Annotated in this window: 26 protein-coding genes; 15 read left to right on the plus strand and 11 right to left on the minus strand. The window is 34.4% G+C overall.

The genetic code is table 11. The features are described from left to right. Positions 1–8: 8 nt before the first annotated feature. The 4 genes from ychF to ACQH2P_RS09655 all read right to left on the minus strand — a co-directional run bounded on the left by ychF (position 9) and on the right by ACQH2P_RS09655 (position 2,945). Entirely contained in the window at positions 9–1,103 is a 1,095-nt protein-coding gene (gene ychF / locus ACQH2P_RS09640; protein WP_425363944.1) for a redox-regulated ATPase YchF, read from the minus strand. Then, positions 1,100–1,534 carry a GNAT family N-acetyltransferase gene (locus ACQH2P_RS09645; RefSeq protein WP_425363945.1) on the minus strand — a complete coding sequence of 145 codons (435 nt, stop codon included), beginning with the start codon at positions 1,532–1,534 and terminating at the stop codon, positions 1,100–1,102. Before ACQH2P_RS09645 ends, ychF begins: the two co-directional genes overlap by 4 nt. A 4-nt stretch (positions 1,535–1,538) precedes the next feature. Further along, a complete protein-coding gene (gene pth, locus ACQH2P_RS09650; RefSeq protein ID WP_425363946.1) occupies positions 1,539–2,162 on the minus strand; it encodes an aminoacyl-tRNA hydrolase in 624 nt (207 codons plus the stop codon). Between the two features lie 171 nt (positions 2,163–2,333). Beyond that, on the minus strand, positions 2,334–2,945 hold the full coding sequence (locus ACQH2P_RS09655; RefSeq protein WP_425363947.1) for a 50S ribosomal protein L25/general stress protein Ctc: 612 nt from the start codon (positions 2,943–2,945) through the stop codon (positions 2,334–2,336). A 104-nt stretch (positions 2,946–3,049) separates the two neighbouring features. Between ACQH2P_RS09655 and ACQH2P_RS09660 the strand changes: the two genes are divergently transcribed. Both ACQH2P_RS09660 and ACQH2P_RS09665 read left to right on the plus strand, forming a co-directional pair. Next, entirely contained in the window at positions 3,050–5,407 is a 2,358-nt protein-coding gene (locus ACQH2P_RS09660) for a hypothetical protein (protein ID WP_425363948.1), read from the plus strand. Positions 5,408–5,581: 174 nt separating this feature from the next. After that, positions 5,582–5,722: a hypothetical protein gene (locus ACQH2P_RS09665; RefSeq protein WP_425363949.1), complete on the plus strand. Its 141-nt coding sequence runs from the start codon at positions 5,582–5,584 to the stop codon at positions 5,720–5,722. 58 nt (positions 5,723–5,780) lie between these two features. On the opposite strand, the gene ACQH2P_RS09670 is transcribed toward ACQH2P_RS09665, so the two are convergent. Continuing rightward, complete coding sequence (locus ACQH2P_RS09670; protein WP_425363950.1) at positions 5,781–5,936, minus strand: hypothetical protein; 156 nt, start codon at positions 5,934–5,936, stop codon at positions 5,781–5,783. 156 nt (positions 5,937–6,092) lie between these two features. Between ACQH2P_RS09670 and ACQH2P_RS09675 the strand changes: the two genes are divergently transcribed. After that, complete coding sequence (locus ACQH2P_RS09675) at positions 6,093–7,511, plus strand: hypothetical protein (protein ID WP_425363951.1); 1,419 nt, start codon at positions 6,093–6,095, stop codon at positions 7,509–7,511. Between the two features lie 17 nt (positions 7,512–7,528). On the opposite strand, the gene ACQH2P_RS09680 is transcribed toward ACQH2P_RS09675, so the two are convergent. Then, positions 7,529–8,752: an IS256 family transposase gene (locus tag ACQH2P_RS09680; protein WP_425362497.1), complete on the minus strand. Its 1,224-nt coding sequence runs from the start codon at positions 8,750–8,752 to the stop codon at positions 7,529–7,531. 76 nt (positions 8,753–8,828) lie between these two features. Then, a protein-coding gene (locus ACQH2P_RS09685; protein ID WP_425363952.1) for an IS5 family transposase occupies positions 8,829–9,691 on the minus strand; the annotation gives its coding sequence in 2 pieces (ribosomal slippage) (positions 8,829–9,295 and positions 9,295–9,691; 864 coding nt in all). 90 nt (positions 9,692–9,781) lie between these two features. On the opposite strand from ACQH2P_RS09685, the gene ACQH2P_RS09690 reads away from it, so the two are divergent. Genes ACQH2P_RS09690 through tnpB form a run of 3 tightly spaced genes read left to right on the plus strand, consistent with a single transcriptional unit; the run spans position 9,782 to position 10,889 of the window. Beyond that, entirely contained in the window at positions 9,782–10,282 is a 501-nt protein-coding gene (locus ACQH2P_RS09690; protein WP_425363953.1) for a hypothetical protein, read from the plus strand. A gap of 23 nt (positions 10,283–10,305) precedes the next feature. Beyond that, complete coding sequence (locus tag ACQH2P_RS09695; protein ID WP_425363954.1) at positions 10,306–10,548, plus strand: hypothetical protein; 243 nt, start codon at positions 10,306–10,308, stop codon at positions 10,546–10,548. Continuing rightward, on the plus strand, positions 10,536–10,889 hold the full coding sequence (gene tnpB, locus ACQH2P_RS09700) for an IS66 family insertion sequence element accessory protein TnpB (RefSeq protein ID WP_425362591.1): 354 nt from the start codon (positions 10,536–10,538) through the stop codon (positions 10,887–10,889). The genes ACQH2P_RS09695 and tnpB overlap by 13 nt, the downstream gene beginning before the upstream one ends. Here the strand turns inward: tnpB and ACQH2P_RS09705 are convergent. The 3 genes from ACQH2P_RS09705 to ACQH2P_RS09715 are packed head-to-tail and all read right to left on the minus strand — an operon-like array spanning position 10,886 to position 12,531. Further along, positions 10,886–11,995 carry an IS66 family transposase gene (locus ACQH2P_RS09705; protein ID WP_425362755.1) on the minus strand — a complete coding sequence of 370 codons (1,110 nt, stop codon included), beginning with the start codon at positions 11,993–11,995 and terminating at the stop codon, positions 10,886–10,888. The genes tnpB and ACQH2P_RS09705 overlap by 4 nt on opposite strands. Positions 11,996–12,033: 38 nt before the next feature. Further along, the gene (locus ACQH2P_RS09710; protein ID WP_425362621.1) at positions 12,034–12,267 is read right to left on the minus strand and encodes a hypothetical protein; all 234 of its coding nucleotides are present in this window, start codon (positions 12,265–12,267) and stop codon (positions 12,034–12,036) included. A gap of 30 nt (positions 12,268–12,297) precedes the next feature. Next, entirely contained in the window at positions 12,298–12,531 is a 234-nt protein-coding gene (locus ACQH2P_RS09715; RefSeq protein ID WP_425362589.1) for a hypothetical protein, read from the minus strand. A 177-nt stretch (positions 12,532–12,708) separates the two neighbouring features. Here ACQH2P_RS09715 and ACQH2P_RS09720 point away from each other — a divergent pair. The 8 genes from ACQH2P_RS09720 to ACQH2P_RS09755 all read left to right on the plus strand — a co-directional run bounded on the left by ACQH2P_RS09720 (position 12,709) and on the right by ACQH2P_RS09755 (position 17,745). Beyond that, positions 12,709–13,592 (plus strand): IS630 family transposase gene (locus ACQH2P_RS09720; protein ID WP_425363003.1). Its coding sequence is split into 2 segments (ribosomal slippage): positions 12,709–13,029 and positions 13,032–13,592, totalling 882 coding nucleotides; the frame shifts between segments, so codons are not numbered across the junction. After that, a complete protein-coding gene (locus ACQH2P_RS09725; protein ID WP_425363955.1) occupies positions 13,576–13,932 on the plus strand; it encodes a hypothetical protein in 357 nt (118 codons plus the stop codon). The genes ACQH2P_RS09720 and ACQH2P_RS09725 overlap by 17 nt, the downstream gene beginning before the upstream one ends. 63 nt (positions 13,933–13,995) lie before the next feature. After that, positions 13,996–14,496, plus strand: coding sequence for a pyrimidine dimer DNA glycosylase/endonuclease V (locus ACQH2P_RS09730; RefSeq protein ID WP_425363956.1), 501 nt, complete (start codon positions 13,996–13,998; stop codon positions 14,494–14,496). A 209-nt stretch (positions 14,497–14,705) separates the two neighbouring features. Next, entirely contained in the window at positions 14,706–15,836 is a 1,131-nt protein-coding gene (locus ACQH2P_RS09735; RefSeq protein ID WP_425363957.1) for a D-alanyl-D-alanine carboxypeptidase family protein, read from the plus strand. A 60-nt stretch (positions 15,837–15,896) separates the two neighbouring features. Beyond that, a complete protein-coding gene (locus ACQH2P_RS09740) occupies positions 15,897–16,133 on the plus strand; it encodes a GapR family DNA-binding domain-containing protein (RefSeq protein ID WP_425363958.1) in 237 nt (78 codons plus the stop codon). 168 nt (positions 16,134–16,301) lie between these two features. Further along, on the plus strand, positions 16,302–16,976 hold the full coding sequence (locus ACQH2P_RS09745) for an Hsp20/alpha crystallin family protein (protein WP_425363959.1): 675 nt from the start codon (positions 16,302–16,304) through the stop codon (positions 16,974–16,976). Between the two features lie 405 nt (positions 16,977–17,381). Continuing rightward, positions 17,382–17,507 (plus strand): hypothetical protein, encoded by a 126-nt coding sequence (locus ACQH2P_RS09750; protein ID WP_425363960.1) that lies wholly within the window; start codon positions 17,382–17,384, stop codon positions 17,505–17,507. A gap of 85 nt (positions 17,508–17,592) precedes the next feature. Beyond that, positions 17,593–17,745 (plus strand): hypothetical protein, encoded by a 153-nt coding sequence (locus ACQH2P_RS09755; protein ID WP_425363961.1) that lies wholly within the window; start codon positions 17,593–17,595, stop codon positions 17,743–17,745. Positions 17,746–17,905: 160 nt separating this feature from the next. Here ACQH2P_RS09755 and ACQH2P_RS09760 read toward each other — a convergent pair whose 3' ends face one another. Further along, positions 17,906–18,649, minus strand: coding sequence for a hypothetical protein (locus tag ACQH2P_RS09760; protein ID WP_425363962.1), 744 nt, complete (start codon positions 18,647–18,649; stop codon positions 17,906–17,908). A 214-nt stretch (positions 18,650–18,863) separates the two neighbouring features. On the opposite strand from ACQH2P_RS09760, the gene ACQH2P_RS09765 reads away from it, so the two are divergent. Further along, entirely contained in the window at positions 18,864–19,058 is a 195-nt protein-coding gene (locus ACQH2P_RS09765; protein WP_425363963.1) for a hypothetical protein, read from the plus strand. Positions 19,059–19,130 lie beyond the last annotated feature (72 nt).

The raw sequence follows: 19,130 nt of genomic DNA on the forward strand, positions 1-19,130 counted from the left end.
ACCCTTTTTTAAACATTAAACCTAAAATGCACTACATCCCCATCCTGCATTTTATATTCCTTTCCCTCTAAACGCATTTTACCCATTTCTTTAGCTTTTACTTCCCCATTAAACTTTATATAATCCTGATAGCTAATAACTTCAGCCCGGATAAAACCTTTCTCAAAATCAGTATGAATAATACCAGCTGCTTTAGGAGCCAGCGTACCATTACTAAAAGTCCAGGCATGTGTTTCTTTTGGACCAACAGTAAAAAAACTTTTTAGTTCTAATAAATTATACATTTCTTTTATAATTTTACTCAGACCTGTTTCCACAAGCCCTATACTATTTAAGAACTCAATTTTTTCTTCTTTACTTTCCAAAACTGCAATATCCGCTTCAATTTTTGATGAAATGAGAACATGTTTTGCCCCTTCTTCTTCAGCTTTTTTTGCTACAAGCTCAGTAAGTTTATTGCCAGTAATTGCATCATTTTCCAAGACATTACAAGCATATAAAACCGGCTTAGAAGTCAATAATTGTAATTGATCTAACGCCTCTTTGCTATAATTTTTTATGCTACGTACTGGTTTACCTATCGCTAGAGTCGCTTGAATTTCTTTTAATAATTCTACTTGATCTTTTAAGGCTTTATCGCCTGTTTTCAAACGTTTCTCAGCATTTGTTAAGCGTTTTTCTACCGATTCAAGATCTGCTAAAATTAATTCTGTGTCTATTATTTCAGCATCATATATTGGATCAATCTTATTATGCACATGAGTAATATCTATATCCTCAAAACAACGTAGTACGTGCAAAATAGCATCGACCTCTCGTATGTGAGATAAAAACTTATTACCAAGCCCTTCACCTTTACTTGCCCCTTTTACCAAACCGGCAATATCGACAACTTCTATATAAGTAGGGATAATTTTAGTAGAATTAGCAATAGCTGCCAACTCATTTAGCCTAACATCTGGTACCGATACTATAGCAGAATTTGGTTCTATAGTGCAGAAAGGATAATTAGCCGCTTCTGCTGCAATACTGGAAGTTAAAGCATTAAATAGAGTTGATTTTCCTACATTTGGCAAACCAACAATACCACATCTTAATGTCATAAATCTTTCCTTAAATAATATACTTCCGAATCTTTATCATAGCCACTTCTTACAAACTCTAGTTTAAAACCTAATTTTTCATAAAATGGCCTGGCTTGCCAATCAGTAGTAATCACGGTCATAAATTTACAATTACGTTTTCGTGCTACATCTTCCGCCTTTGCCATCAGTAAAGTGCCATAATTCTGACCACGGAAATTCTCAGAAATCCATAACATGTCAATATACAAACAACCATAAAAACTCTTGCCATCTACACCGGCAACAAAGTTTTTATCATTATCAAAACACGCAAAGGAAAATGATTTTATAGCATCAAGTCCCTTCTTGACTTTAGCCTGCTCATTTAAACCATCCTCCATTATCTTCATATATTGGGCATCTATGCTATTATCGGCATAGACTATTTCTATATCTAATTGTTTCTCCATAATTTTAAACTATACTCTTTTTAAATTCTTCCACCGTACCTGAAAGCAATAAATGGAAATTATTGGTTATTACTTCAATAGAACTGAGAACAATTTGATATTGTTCTTTAGCAAAAGCAGCTAAGACGTAATCAGATACATCACCATTAGCCACTGGTCGTCCTACCCCAATTCTGATACGGTGATAATCATTTCCTACGCACTGATCCAATGATTTTAGACCATTATGCCCACCACTACCACCAGCCAATTTATATTTTATCCGACCAGTTTCTAAATCTATATCATCATGTAAAACAAAAATATTTGCTGGCTTGATATTATAGTAAGAACATATTGCTTGTACTGCCTTTCCAGAAAGGTTCATATAAGTCAAAGGCTTTGCTAATAGTAACTTATGTCCGTCTATTATCCCTTGAGCTAGTTCGGCCTGAAATTTGGATTTTGTATTCCAAGAAATTTTATAATATTCTGATAAATAATCGATAGCTATGAAGCCAACATTATGGCGAGTATTTTGGTATTCCTTGCCTGGATTTCCCAAACCTACAACAAGTATATTCTTTTGATTTGAAGAATTGGTTCCACCAATAATTGAGGGATATTCACACGTCTTTGATAATGTCATTCTCACGACCTTTTGTCATTTCCCACAAATGTTTTGTCAACAAGGGTGTCAACGTCATTGCGAGGAGCTGCTAAACAGCGACGAAGCAATCCAAAAAAGTGATCAGAAATGGATTGCTTCGTAGGCTCACGCCTCCTCGCAAATGACGAATGTTAGCCGGGTTAGCTATAATTATTTTGCTTTCACTTCTTCAGTTGCAGTTTCTTCATTTTCTGCCTTGCTACCCTTACGACCAATGATAGTAGCAATAATAAAATCGCTTTTACTAGCCAGCTGAACTCCCTCAGGTAATTTAATGCCTTTAGCTTTTAAAGACTGACCTATTAGCATATTAGTAACATCAATATTAATATTTCTAGGTATATTATTGACATCACATAAAAGAGTTATAGTTCTTTTTATAATATTAAAGAACCCACCCCTTTTAACTCCCAAAGCTCTTTCTTTACCTTCATAGACTATTGGCACTTCCATTCTTTGGGTTTTTTCCTCTAAATGGACAAAGTCAACATGCCTAACTATGTCCGTAATAGGATGCAATTCTACAGCTTTTGGTAACACTTTATGCGTTTTACTACCCACTTTAATTTGAACAATTGTTGATATAAAGCCAGGTTTTCTATAATGCTTAGTTATTTCTTTTTCTTCAATAGAGACGGAAAGTGGTTCTTTATTTGCTCCATAAACCACAGCTGGAACCATACCCTTTCTGCGTAGGTCTCTTGCGGCTCCTGTCCCAAATTTCTCCCGCATTTCCGCTGCAAGTTCTAATAGTTCACTCATCTTTTTCTCCCAAGAGCTTTTAATAATATGGAGTGATGATAGTACTAAATGCAAAAAAATTCAAGTATTAATTTGACAAGGTATTCGTCAATTGGTTACTATAGATGCTCATACTAAAGTTATTAAGAGGTTATCGTATGTCAAAAGATCAACAACAAGATCAAAAAAACATAGACACTGTATTATTAAGTGAAACAACTGCATTAACAAAGATGCAGGATGCTATAGGAGGGCTCCTAGAGGCTAATCAACGACTAGATAATAGTAGACAGCTAAAAGAGGAAGTGGACAAGCTAAAGAAAGAAGCCCCCTCTTTACCTTGGTTTAAAAGGCTTGTACAAATTATTCCACAAGTAAAATATCTTTTTATAAAAAATGATGAACAAATTGCTGCAGAGAAGAGGGAAATAAACAGAGAGGTACTCACATATGTTGACAGTACATTAAAAAGAATAGGAGAAAAATCTTCATCTTTACAAGTAGTCATCGATAAAGAATTACAAGTAGGGTTAGATAAGATTATTGAAAAAGAGCTAACAAGCGAACAACTTATAAGAGCAGCAAAATTACAAGAATACCTGAACAGTTTGGCTGTATCCCAAGACACATTTAGGGAGATTGTACCAAAAGTTTATAATGCTAATGAAGCTGTAGCATTAATGCAAGAAAGAACCCAACTAACACAAATACAAAAAGACATAACCAAACTGGTAGATGCTAATGATAAGGTTAAGGGACTACTTGCTATAAAAAAAGAATTAGCAGAATTGCGACAAGAATTACCATTAACTTGGCTAGAAAGCCTTAAACAAGTTGTGGCGAAAATCAAGCATGTTTTCGTAAGTACTCCGGAAGAAATTTTAAAAGACACCGTAGCCAAAAACAATGCAACCTTAAAAAATGTTGATAATGCTTTAAAATTCACTGGTAAGAACATAGAAAGTTCAGCTTTAGCTAGAAAAAATAAGTTACATAAAGAATTAGAGAGTTTAAAAGGAAGGAAGATATCAGAAGACCAATTAGAAGCAGTAAACGCTTTAAGCAGTAAAATTGATTTGACTTTTTCCAAAGCAATTTCTGCTTCAGAACCATTACTTACTATGATTGGTCAAGAGCCGGCTCAATCTCAAGCCATCCACTCATCAATGCCTAATTTACGTCCAGCACCTCCAGTGCCTCCACTGGCTAATGCGTCGTTACCGAACCAAGCTGCTCAGCAGCAACAAGAGGCTACAGCATCAATACCTCCAGCACCGCCGCTGCCTGGTACCCAGCAAATAATGGCAGGCTCTATACGAACACAGCCGACACGTCAAGCTCCACCTCCACCAACACAGACTGCGTCGTTGCCTGATATAAATGCCCCACAACCAGAGGAAAATGTTAGAAGAGCATCTATGTCATCATCGGTAAAACGTCAAGCTCCGCTTGCACCTACTCAGCAACCAGATGTTGCAGTGGCAATTCCTCCTACTGAGCAACCAAATGTTGCATCGGTAATTCCTCCAGCACCACCCCCTCCACCTCCACCATTTATGGTACCAGGTTTACAACAAGGTGCTCATCAAGAGGGGCAAGTAGTAGCACCACCATTGCCACCTACAGCAGATATTAATATAGCACCGCCGCCTCCGCCGCCTCCGCCGCCTCCGCCGCCGCCATTACCGGGAGGATTTAATGTACCGCCAGCTCCGCCACCGCCACCGCCACCTGGTCAAGCTCAGAACCCAGCAGCAGAACTAATGGAAGGGCAAGAGAATCGTGGGCAGCTATTAGATGAAATTACTGCAGGAGTAGCCGCACCTAAGGAAAAACAACCACCAAATGCAGAGAATACTCTATTTGATGAAATTAGTAAGGGTGAGTTTAAACTAAGGTCAGTAAAGGCCATAGACCCAAAGAAAGCAAAGGATGAGGAAAATAAAGGAGGAGAGACAATAGCTGACTCGCTGAGGAAGGCGATAGAAAATAGAGCCAGAGCAATCCGAGATGAGGATGAGGATGAGGATGATGAACATGAACATGCTGATCTTATGAAGCTTATTAAAGAGGATATTGTGAAGTTTATTGACAATGTAAAGATCGATGGAGATACTCTTATTAGTAAACTTCATAATGAATCTTCGGAAGCTAAAGATATTAACAGTAAAAAAGAGCTAATTAAATTTATTAATGAAGATTTCGGTGAGTGGGGTGTAGATGACTCGGCTCAAGAAACCAAACAAAATAAAATTATCCAAGAATTAGAGAGCATTAAAAGCCAGTATAATGCAGGTAATCTTGACTTATCGGCTAAACCTGCTGTTGATGCACCAAAGGGAGAAATCCGTACAGATGTGCAAGAAGAAGCAAAAGCTATTGGACAAACTATCCCCAAACCTGAGAATGTTGTAGGACAAACTAAACTACCTGCCCCGCCCCCCCTTCCTCCTAAAACTCGACCTGCAGGTCAGGGTAAATAAGGGATTAAACCCACTTAGTATAATCCATCTGCGTTATTTTTATGTCATCCCTGCGAAAGCAGGGATCTTAGATTCCCGCCCAACTTAGTGTTACCCCTGCGAAAGCGGGGGTCTAGCACAACTGTCGAAAGTTAGAAGAGGAAGCGGTTTTAGATAGTGTACTTTAAAAGTCGTATGTGGTCAACGTCATTGCGAGAAGACCGTAGGTCGACGAAGCAATCCATAAAAACAACCAAAAATGGATTGCTTCGTCGGCTCACGCCTCCTCGCAATGATGCCAGTTATTTTCCCGCAACTTTTAAACTGCCATGTTGACCTCTAAACCCTTTCTACCTTCTAATTTTTAACAGTTGTGAGGGGGCTATAGTTATGCTCATAGGATTAGGTGATAAAGAACATAACGATTGTAAGTTGTCATTCCTAGCTGCGGCGGGAATCTAGATACCTGCTTTCGCAGGTATGACACAAAGTTTGTATCACCTAATTCAATAGGTTTCACTATAGATTCCCGCCTACGCGGGAATGACATCTTTTTTGTTTAAATATAGTAGATGTTACATATATACTCAAAAATTCTTAAATAACTGCTTGCCTAAAGTAAAAACTTAGTATATACTACCGTAGAAATTAAAAAACCGTTTAATACGGTTTTTTAATTATTAACGCACTAAACTTAAGGTTTTACATGAATTTAACTAATCTTCTTATCTGGTTCTCTCCTCTAGTGAATAGCATTACCAGTGCTTATAGCCCTAAAAATACTAATGAAGTAGACACAAATGCCACGTCCATAACTTACGGTAACAACGATATTTTAGGCTCGTTTCTGACTAAAATGCCTTTTGATTTACTTGAGCAAGAAAAAGATACTCCGTATTTCACGGAAAATTTAGAATCTAGAGCAGTACCTATAGAGAAATATTTTGTTCCAGAATTATTTAGGACTGTAGATGCCAAAATATCTGATGATAATACTCCATATTTTCAGACAAGCCATCCAAAAATGAGTATCACTCTCAAAGGCTTTACTGATGATCAGATATTAAAGGTTAAAGCCAGTATTCGTGAATCTATTACAACATTTGACAACACAATTGGAATAATACCATCTGAAATGGAACACAAATGTACTCTTACCAAGTGGGATAATCCTCGTGGAAACATTTATGGACTGTATATACCACAAGGTCAAGATAAAGAAAACCCAAATATTATACGATGTGAAATAACAGCTGTAATAGGAAAAGCAGAAAAGTATGATGGTAGTACCGTGGTACATGAAGTAGGTCATGCCATTCAATATTATAATACTAATGGTCAAGGGATAAGAACGTTATTATCTGAAGGAATTGCAGCATTTGTTCAACGTAATAATGACAATTCTAAAGATTTGATTAATTCAGCTAGCTCTTATTTTAATAACAAGGCATTACAAAACTATAATGCAGATCAAGTTTTAGAGAACTCTATTGGACGATATACACTAGGACCTGCTATAATAAAGTATTGGGAAGAAACTGCACCAGGAGCAACAAAAGAATTTCTAGGATGTGTGAAAAAAGATAAACAAGAACCGAAATGTGTAGATACACACTTAAAACCACACCTTGATGTCTCAAAGTTCAAAAAATGGCTAAGTGATAATGCAGATCCTGCATTAGCAGCTAAAGTAGAGGATACACCCTTTATTATTATATGCAATCCTAAAAGTTCAAAATATGAAATATTATCTTGTGATTCAGGTATAGTAAAGTGGGCTGAGGAAAAGTTTAATAACCATACTGCAATGTATCAGAGAGTTCAAGGTTGCTTCCCTCATAAACAAAAACATATACCTTCAGATAGTGATATTATAGTCTATTATGATGACCACAAAATATCCTATAATACTAAGACAGGAGCATCACTTACTGTAATCCAGCAAAGTTCTGTTACAACATATGATTGTGGTATCCATTGGGGAGGATGGCTCTTAGAACAAATAGGTATAATGGAAAAGAAAATAAGTGATAATGAGAGTGATGACTCAACACAACAAGAGATAGGTTATATAATAGACTTCCTGCATAAATATTTATTAGGCTCTGTCCAGAAAAGTGTGTAAATTTCCAAAATAGGTCATTAAATTTTGTTAAGCCTATCTTCAAATTTAATCATCAAATGAGCCATAGCTTCATTCCAGTTGGGAATAGGCATAGTCCATTTTTTGGTCATATAGTCAATTGTCAAATATAAGCTTTTAAAAACAGCACTATCACTAGGGAAAACACGCTTATTATTTGTTACTTTACGCAATTGACTATTAACAGATTCAACTGAATTAGTGGTATAAATTACCTTTCTAATTGCCTCTGGATATCCTAGAAAAATCATTAAATTATCCCAATGATTATACCATGATTTGGCAATTTGTGGATATTGTTTATTCCATTTTTCTTCAAAATATACTAAAGCTAAATGTGCTTGTTCTTCCGTTGCTGCAGTATATATCGGCTTTAAATCGCTAGCCACCTGCTTCCTATCTTTATATGATACGTATTTTAAACTATTTCTAATCTGATGTACAATACATAATTGATGTTCTGTTTTTGGATAAACTGCTTCTATCGCCTCAGACATACCAGTAAGATTATCACTACAGGCAATCAGTATATCCTTTAATCCTCTATTTTTCATTTCAGTAAAATTACCAAGCCAAAATTTTGCCCCTTCATTTTCACTGATCCATAATCCCAATATATCTTTTCTACCAGATAAATCAATCCCTAATGCAACATATATTGCCTTGTTAATTATCCTTTTGTCTTGCCTAACTTTTACTACTAAACAATCAAAAAATACTATCGGATATATCTCTTCTAACGGTCTACTCTGCCAAGCTTTTACATCATCCATTACATCATCGGTGATCTGACTGATTAAACTCTCACTTATTTCAACACTATACAACTCTTGTAATTGAACCTTAATATCAGATACACTCATACCTTTAGCATATAATGATAAGACTTTATCATCAAAACCATCAAAACGTTTTTGTCTTTTCGGTAGTATTGCTGGTTCAAAGGTACTACGCCTATCTCTTGGTACTTCTATCTCAACCGCTCCATGTTCGGAGATCAGTTTTTTGCTAGTTATACCATTACGAGCATTATCATTATCTACACGACTGTATTTATCATAGCCTAGATGATTATTCAATTCTGACTGCAATGCCTTCTCTATCAAGCGTTTGGTCAATTCTTTTAATAATCCTCCTTCTTTCAGTATTGTGCTTACATCTGTATCATTATCTATTAATAAATCTACTGCTTGCTTTATTGATTCATTTGTTTTTTTATTCATGTAATTTCCTTTTTTGTTATATTTTTATATATAACCTATCTCGAAATTTACACACTTTTCTGGACAGAGCCATTTATTAAGTTTCAAAATTACAAATTCCTGCTATTAAATTTACTCTTAAAGCAAATCTTTTTCTTCTATTTCTGTAACGATCGGCAATAATCTTAAAACGTTTTATTCGTCCAATAATATGTTCGCAAGTAACCCTTTGTGACGCAATATTTTGATTATTCTTTTTATCTTCGTTTGTTAAAGGTTTCTTCTTACTTTTCTTTTTAGGCAAAAAACTATTACTGTGAAGCTTCTTCATACCTTGATAACCTGAATCTCCTAGAAGACTAACTTCAGGGTGAATCAAAATTTTTGATTCTTTAAACAACTTAAAATCATGCTTTTTACCATTGGCAAAATTTGTACATATAATCTTCTTACTTTTTTTATCTACCACAATTTGTGTTTTTAATGTATGTCTTTTTTTCTTACCAGAATAATAATATCTTTGCTTATTCTTGCGGTTCTTTACTCTCTTTTTCTTCCTGACTTTTTTTTAGGGCGTTCGCATGGAGACTCGGCTACATCAACTAAAATAACTTCATACTCTATATCACTTTTACTAAGAGCTTTACGTCCTGGCAAAGCAAAGTCTTTTGATTTTACTAAAACATTTTCAACCCATCTTATGATACGCAATGCTGTTGTCTCATGAACTCCATAACTAGTTGCAATATGAAAATAAGTTCGGTACTCACGCAAATATTCAAGCGTTAATAAAAGTCTGTCTTCCACACACAACTTGTGAGGCTTACCAGACTTTATTTTCTGCACCTTCTCCGATTCTTGTAATATGTTAACCATCAGGTTAAAGGTTGCCTTCTTAACTCCAGTTAATCTTCTAAATTCCTCTTCCTCTAACCTTTTGCTCTGATCGTATTTTGACACTATCCATTACCATAATTTTTCTAACAACAGACTTTTAAATCAATTATTTTATTCCTGCAACTTATTTATGCAGGAAGTCTAATTAATAGTATGAAGAAATGTCATGCTACTAATAGTGTACAACCCACTACAACTGAGCAACCTACTACAACTCCTTATCATGTAGATAAAATATTATTAATAAAATGCAACTCTTCTGACTCACCATGTGCAGTATTTCATTGCAATACACTTAATGGGGTGAATATAGTGGATTCTTATATTAGAGATCATTGTCGAAAAATGCCAGTTACAACTGATAATCATCAGGGTAAGCAGAATATTGCAGTTAGTATAGTAAAAAATGACAACACTATTCAACAATTCGAATGTATTGACAACTGGGGCAATTGGGTAATAGAACAAATTAAAAACTCTACTGTAGAACTCGAAGTTACTAATAAACATATTCCTATCGGTTGTACAAATATAACAAGCACTACTCCATCTACTCACACCGAAGATAATAACACCGAACAATCAACCAGCTATTCTATACCACTAGTTATAGCACTTAACATATGGATTCAAATAAGTTATAATGATAAATAATAAAAAAATTTTATAATAGCAATATGGCATCCCCCTACAGTTACGATTTACGTTCTAGAGTTATAGAACGTATACTTGCAGCAAAACTGCAACAAGATATTAATTTCCTTCCATTTCAACTAGTAAATTCTATAGATACTGATCCTGTGGCTACTCCCAAACAAAATTACTACACTTGCCACATTATTAAACCAAATGGTACCAAGCTTATTATCCAAACATTGGATCCAAAAATCATAATTCAGACATTTCTATGCTGCAACTAACCCCTCAGTCAGTTATTTTTGTTGCCACTATTGCCATCGACTTTCGTAAGGGTATCGATGGTTTAATAGCTGTTTGCAGACAAAAACTTTCTTCCAACCCTCTTAATGGTTCCTTGTTTTTATTCTATAATAAAAACAGAACTGCCATTAAAATTTTGTCCTTTGATGGTCAAGGCTTTTGGTTATGCTCTAAACGCCTATCCAAAGGTAAATTTACGGCAAAACTTTCCCCATCTGATAATTCATCTTATCAGATTTGTTATAGAACCTTACACATTCTTATTCATAATGGTGATCCTAGTTCTGCCAAACTCTCTAATGATTGGCTTCCTGTCATTTAAGCTGCCGTCTCGATTAATTCCGTATTATTTATATATCTTGCATAGGCAAAAGGCGTATAATTCGTAGGATGCTTCTTTGCTTTGTTGCTCTGCTCTTGCAGCCAATTTAAATATTTAAATGCATTGATTTCATTCTCACTACAAGTCTTTACTATACTATACAGACCACTATGTATCTCAGCACTATTGATTGTTTTAAAGAATAATGAATTCTTCCTTTGTAAAATAATGGTACGTAGTGACCTCTCAGCCCAATTATTATCAAGACTGCTAACTGGAATTTTCAAAAATTGCGTCAAACCTTCTTTATTATTTAACCAATATTTCATAGCTTGCCCAAACCTACTATTAGGCTCAACTTTCTTGTCGTTAAATAATTCATCTATTTTGTTATATATATTTTCTATATATTTACTGCTATGTTCCTGATGGTACTTCAGCTTCTCCTCAAGGCTCATCTCTTTACATTGATGTTCATTATGGTAAATCCCAGCAGTCTGTTTGAGAAAATATCCGCATTCTTCAGGGTAATATGGTTCATTCTCTGTAAATTTTCTCTGCCCATGTGACAAACAATTGATCATCACTATTATTGCCAGTAATTCTTTATCTGCTTCTGATAATACCGGGTTATTATTGTTACTTGCATCAGTCATTAAATGAATAGAATCAGTCCTATTCTTACGATTCTTTAGTACGTTACCAATATTTTCCCCGCCATGCTTATTACCGGTAAAATATAAAACTATCACCTCATTATTGGCAGTCTTAGCACATATAGTAGTGGTATAACAGCTGCGTCCTTTCTTATTTTGAGTACGTAATTTTTTATTGGCTACAGTAATTTCTAAAATTCTAGCTCTAGTATCATCAAGATTCAGTGAGCTACATTCGGCAGCCATTTCCAATAATACCCTGTAAATTTCAGCTCCACCACCTTCTTGCCAAACATCTAAATATTGTTGCCACAACGAGCTATATGATACAGGAACCCCGCTTAAACTTTGCAACCTAGATAAACGATAGAAGGGAGTACCGTAGGTCTTTTGTAACACTATTGCACTTTTGCTACTATTTGTCCATTTGTTGATATTCTTATTGTTCATAACTGTATAATCGCAAGCATTACAGCGTAACGTTTTCTTTACATATCTGTTGACTGTAATTGGAGCATTACCTGTAAATTGTAGCAATTTTCTAGCTTCACTATTATAGAGTTTACCATTATCACAGTGAGGACAGCTATCACCACTACAAAAATTCTCAGGAGATAAATAGCTGGTATTCGCATCCTGATAATCATCAAATCCATATTTACCTTGCCAATTACTGCGATCTCTCTTCTTGGACTCATCGTACTCTTCTTCATTACCACCATTCTTATTATCAGATTCACTCGGTGGTTCTTTTAATGAATCTGAACTATCTTTTTTTTGTTATCTGCCTTAAAACCAATCATCATCTCCTTAAGCTTATTTATACTGATGTTTGATGATGCTAGCTTGTCTATTAGTTCGTTACAAAATTTCACAAGTTCTATCACCGCTTGCTGATCATCTCCTGTTAATGAACTTGCCTTAATATGTTGTATTAGTTCTTCTCGTTCCTCAGCACTTAAGGTCGCTACTTTTGGCTTTTTCATTTTGATTCATTCATTACGTTTAATAATTGAAATGTTATAGTATAACTGATAGTTTTTCAACCAGTTTTTTTACTAATCGGTGATATTTGCATAGTAGGAACCCAAATTTATAAAATAAATTCATACTACCAAAAAAATTTAATAGAGTTATGCAGTTTTGCTGCAAGTATACGCAATATGGCATCCCCCTACAGTTACGATTTACGTTCTAGAGTTATAGAACATTATGAGAAATATAAGAAAGTAGCACTTACATGCGAAACCTTTAAAATTAGTCGGTCAATAATCTATGATTGGATTAGATTAAAGAAACAAACTGGAGATATAAAGTCAAAGGAGGGATACCAGAAAGGATATGGTCATAAAATCCCTGATTTATCGGAGTTGCGTCATTTAGTAGAAAAAGGTAACTCGTTAACGCTTACAGAAATAGCAAAAGAATTAGATAATGTTGCAAGTATAATGACTATCAGCCGAGCTTTAAAGAAACTCAACATTACTCGAAAAAAAAGACATATGCGTATAAAGAAAGAGATGAAGGAAAGCGACAAGATTTTCTCAGTGAATTAGAAAAAGTGCCGAAAGAGAAACGTGTTTATCTTGATGAAGCGGGCATAAATGATAATGAATCATATGAATATGGATGGTCAATGAAAGGAAGTCGTTGTAATGGGAGTAAATCGGGAAAACGTAGTGAAAGAACAAGTTTTATTGGTGCGTTAAATCAGAATAGTTTAATCGCATCACTAGTCTTTACTGGGAGCTGTGATAGTAAGGTATTTGAAGCTTATATAGAAAATTGCCTTGTGCCGGAGCTAAAGCCTGGACAGGTTGTCATTGCTGATAATGCAAGCTTTCATAAATCCAAAAGGGCTAAAGAATTAATTGAAAAAGCTGGCTGCAAACTAAAATTTTTACCACCTTATTCCCCTGATTTAAATCCTATTGAACATCATTGGTTTCCGATAAAAAATAACATTAGAAAATTATTAGATAAAGGTATTTCTGTATTTGAGGCAAGTTGTAGAACGTTTAAAATAATGTATGAACCTATATGTTAAGTGCTATATAGTTGGAACAGTAACAGCAGCAATGACACTAATAGCAGCTACAATATATGCTATAAAAAAAATTAAGAGTGGCAACGGTTCAGTCGCTCATGATGAACCTATTTACGAAATACCTGAACAACCCAAAAAGGCACATATAACAAAGAAAGATATTGGCTCACCTAATCTAAAGACAACAACATTCTTGCCAACAAGATCTCTTATTGATATAACTGGCACTGAGAATTCAGCAGAACCATTGTTAGGAACAGATAAGCATATTTATGATGTACCATTTGAGTCACCATTATTAGGTCAGTATGTCACAGTATTATATATTGAAAATGATTGATATTTATACCATAAGTAGGTGATATAAACATATTTATTATTATTTATTTTATCGATAAAATTTATGAACATTTTTGTTACTAATAACTGCCCTGTAATATCTGCCCAAGTTTTGGATAATAAACGTGTGGTTAAAATGATCTTAGAGACGGCACAATTATTAAGTACTGCAATATTCATTAATAGTGGCGTTACTTATGATAATATCTACAAACCAACTCACATGAAACACCCATGTACTATTTGGGCTGCACTGAATATTGGCAATTGGGATTGGTTACTCCAGCATTTTGTAGCATTATGTGAAGAGTATAGTTTTCGTTATAACAAAAAACATGCTTCCACAAAGTTATTACCGTATTTGTTAGAACGCAGAACTGATATTCCAGATGGTGCCATAACTCCATTTGCTAATTGTACTAAATCAGAGAGCATGCGGGTAGATTTTAAGCATATTAGTGATCCTTGTGAAGCTTATAAAAAATATCTCAATGCAAAATGGCACCATGATAAATTACCACCTAAATGGTTTAATAGAAAACCACCTTTATGGTATAATCAATGATTTTATAGTATAAATAAATATATTATCAAATATAAGTTTTACCCTTTCATGTGCTGTAAATAAATATTATGATATAGAAACAAAATTTACAACTATGGCATTGCATGAACAAGATTTATAGAATTTCGATATTTACACTATATTTGATATTAATTTGTTTCTTAATATCACCTATTGTTACTGTCAAGGCAGAGTCTCATATTAAAACAGTGACATCGAGTACCGAAGACAATTGTAATATTATTCGCCATCCTGATACTAATGCAATAACACTTGAAGCAAAGCAAGCAATAGTCATAGATTATGTTACAGGTAAAGTGTTACTGGCAAAGGATGCTTATGAACGTATGATTCCCTCGTCGATGACTAAAATAATGACATCTTATATTATCGAAGAGAAAATTCAGAAGGGCGAGGTGTCTTTTGATTCTCATTTTATTGTAAGTGAGAAAGCTTGGCGTATGGGAGGATCGAAGTCTTTCATGCCTTTGGGTGAAATGGTACGTCTTGAAGATATTCTGAATGGTATTATTGTTCAATCAGGAAATGATGCTTGTGTTGTAGCGGCTGAAGGGTTGTATGGAACGGAAGAAAATTTTGCCGATGCTATGAACTTACAAGCACAGAAAATAGGTTTGAAAGACACTCATTTTGTTAATGCCAGTGGTTGGCCAGCAGAGAATCACTATAGTACCGCCTATGATCTTGCGATACTTAGCAGGGCTCTTATTAAAAATCACCCGGAATTTTATCATATTTATAGTAAAAAATATTTTACTTTTGGTAAAGATCAAAAAGGTCAGCCTATTACTCAAGGAAACCGTAATCTTTTATTATATAAAGATATTGGGTGTGATGGGATTAAAACAGGTTTTACTGATAATGCGGGTTATGGTATGGTAGTATCATGTATAGATGATGGGCGTCGCTATATTATGGTTGTTAACGGTCTTAGTTCTATGAAAAAGCGAGCTGATGAATCTCTAATGCTATTAGATTGGATTAAGCAAAATTTTATTCACAAAAAGTTTTATGCTAAAGGCGATATGATAGAAGAGGCTCAGGTATGGCTCGGTGTAAAGGATAAAGTACAACTTGTAGCAGCAGAAGAGTTGTCAATGGTTGTACCACGTTCTAACCAAGAAAGAGTTGATATAAAAATATCAATACCGTCAACTCTTTCCGCTCCTTTAAAATCTGGTGATGTTGTCGGTAAAGTAAGCGTAACTGTTAATAATGATGCTCAAGAAGTAGCTATTCTTGCTAAAGAATCAATTGACAAAGTAGGATTTTTGAAGAGAATAGCATGTTACTTTAATTATTTGTTTTTTAACAAATAATTCGCCAATTAGCAGTTGGTGTTAAACTTACATTTTACTAAACTTATAATATTTATAATTATGACAGAGATAATCAATTCACAAGATTTAATTGACACTATCAGTAAACTTGAGAAACTAGAGGAAGAGAAAAACGAGTTGACCGATCTAATAAAGGATGCTTATGAAGAAGCTAAACATAAAGGCTATGATATTAAGATAATAAAACATGTTCTAAAACTTAAGAAAAAAGATAAAGACGCTCTTGCTGAAGAAGATAGCCTAATAGAGATATATCGTGGGGCGTTGAATATTTAACAATTAGTGGATACTGAACATATAATTCTACCCAACGAGCAAGATTTAAATGTCGTTTATTAGGATTATTAATTGCAAAATATTTCTATAATTAGACGCCGATTCTTATTGAATTTAATACTCACGATATTATATATATTAGTATACAAATGAATATATGGAGTAGATATGATAAACAATTATGTAAGTAATTATCAACTTAAGAACGATAATATTCAATTAAATAATAATCCATTATTAGCAAACAAGCTTAAGAAAAAACTAATCCTTGCTGCCTTGTCAATGGGCATAGTTGTAGGGATAAGTGGAGTGTATGATATTAATGCTTATGCAGCTTTGCCAAAATCACAAGATACATCCACTACTACAGTAGCAGGGCAACAGAACAAAACTGATAATTATTCAGAAATACATGGTAATCCATTTGTGCAACTATCTCAAGAAATGGATAAATTATGGAATAGGTTTACTATACGCCATAACGGCTTTATTTTTGATTCACCTATTGTTATAACTAGTAGCTTAAATAGTTATTTAGATACTAACGACAAGCAATATACCCTGAATATTGAGATACCAGGCTTCGATAAAGAGCAAATAAAAATTGAGCTACAAGGAGATTATTTAGTCATTACTGCTCAGAAAGCTCAGAATGAGCAAGCTAAAGATGATAATAAATATTCTGATCAGCAAGCTCGTAATATGTTTTATCAGAAATTATTCTTACCAAAAGACATCGACAGAAACAATATCTCATCAAATCTAAAAAATGGAGTATTAACTGTTATTTTACCAAGATCTCCTATTAAAGTAGAAGATGTAAAAACTATTCCTATTAATTAGGTTTTAGATTCAATCTAAGACCTAGCATAGTACCCTACATTTTTTATTCTATCGTAAAAATAGCAAAAAATTATAAGGATATTATGCTACACAAGCGTCATTGCGAGGAGTGTGTAAGCACGACGAAGCAATCCACTTCTGGTCTTTTGGATTGCTTCGTCGCCTAAAGTAGCTCCTCGCAATGACAGTTAGAGATCGGTTTTTTTCCTTAAATTGATACATTATGTCGAATTACACTTTCACTATAAAATAAAAAATGTAGGGTACTATGCTTTGGCACTCACTGATCCTGGATGACACCACCAATAAATTTTAGAAATCCATAAGGTTTCGAACAAAATAAGGTGAAAATCTTATGGATTTCCAAGCTTTTTATAGTCTAACCACAGGACAGAGTCTGTTATAGTGAAACCTATTGAATTAGGTGATACAAACTTTGTGTTAACCTTGCGAAAGCAGGTATCTAGATTCCCGCCGCAGCTAGGAATGACAACTTACAATCGTTATGTTCTTTATCACCTAATCCTATGAGCATAACTATACCCTTGCGAAAGCAGGGAGCTAAAATGCTTCTTAAAAAGCCGAGAGATATTATAGATTCCCGCCGCAGCTAGGAATGACACCTTTTGCGTTTAAACATATAGTGAAACCTATTGAATTAGGTGATACAAACTTTGTGTCATACCTGCGAAAGCAGGTGTCTAGATTCCCGCCGTTGCTAAGAATGACAACTTACAATAGTTATGTTCTTTATCACCTAATCCTATAGGCATAACTATAGTAGATGTTGTGTTTTTAAACTTTTGACGGAGCGACTAAATACTTACCTTGATGCCTTTCTTAACCCAGAATTCGGGGGCATAGTACTTGTTAATGAGTACAGTAACACTTATCCATCTTATCTGTTTGATTAGGTAAAATCAAAGTTATTAAGAATTAATAATTTTTTCAATTTGCTTTTTTGCTTCTTCTATTTTCTTAACTACATCAATCACTCCATTGCTCGATTCTTTATTGTATAGTACAATATTGATTACAACTTTTGATCCATTTCTGTATGGGTAGATGTTAGCCTTAATTTTAAGTTCTGCCCCTTCAAGTTGCAAAATATAAGTATAACTATCTATTGCATTAAACCTTTCCAGAAGACGTTCAAAATTTGCTTTTATTGAGGTGGCTGGGTATTCTGAATTTAACTCGAATTTATAATATAATGTAGCCTCTGATAAATACTGCTCTATGTCAAAATTAGGAACAGGAAATGGTAAAATTAAACCTTCCTGATAAGTTTTTTGAGTTCTTGGAGTTAAAGTAATCATAGTGGCATCAGATTTAGGAATAACATTTGCATCAATAGTGTAAATTATACCGGAACCTGCTATCCCATTATCGGTTCTTCTTTCTACCTGTAGACCATTAGCAACATAATCAATATGTAATCTTTCTATTTTGGTATCAGTGCCACCATTATATTGTCGAAAGCTAAGCCCATTGAACGTACATGAACGCTTTTCAATATCATTTGGCAAAATATAGGTGACCTGAATATTTTTAACCTCTTGAACAGTATTTGGTTGTGGTATTAAAATATTATTACCAGCACAGCCTATTAAAGTTAAGAGAATAAATGGTAGAATTATGACTAATCTTAAGTTCATATTTTCTCCTTGCACTATATTGCTCTAGTATACATCCCATGATAGCATTAAATAAAGGCTATGTCAATTATAAAATGTAATATTAATAACAGGGCAGTTTAAAAGTCGCAACTAATGATATAAAATACTAGATTATAGAAACGAATAACCGTCATCGCGAGCCACGAAGTGGCGTGGCGATCCAAATAAACAGCTTGCTGTTGTATTTTTGCCGTTGCAATTTTCTGGATTGCCGTGTCGTAGCGAAGCGGCTCCTCGCAATGACGTTTATGCATTTCTTAAAACAGATTCTTATATAGTGAACCCTATTGAATTAGGTGATACAAACTTTGTGTTAACCTTGCGAAAGCAGGTATCTAGATTCCCGCCGCAGCTAGGAATGACAACTTACAATCGTTATGTTCTTTATCACCTAATCCTATAGGCATAACTATATGACACAAAGTTTGTATCACCTAATTTAATAGGGTTCACTATATTGTCATGAATATTACAA

Source organism: Candidatus Tisiphia endosymbiont of Hybos culiciformis (assembly GCF_964030975.1).
GTDB lineage: Bacteria > Pseudomonadota > Alphaproteobacteria > Rickettsiales > Rickettsiaceae > Tisiphia.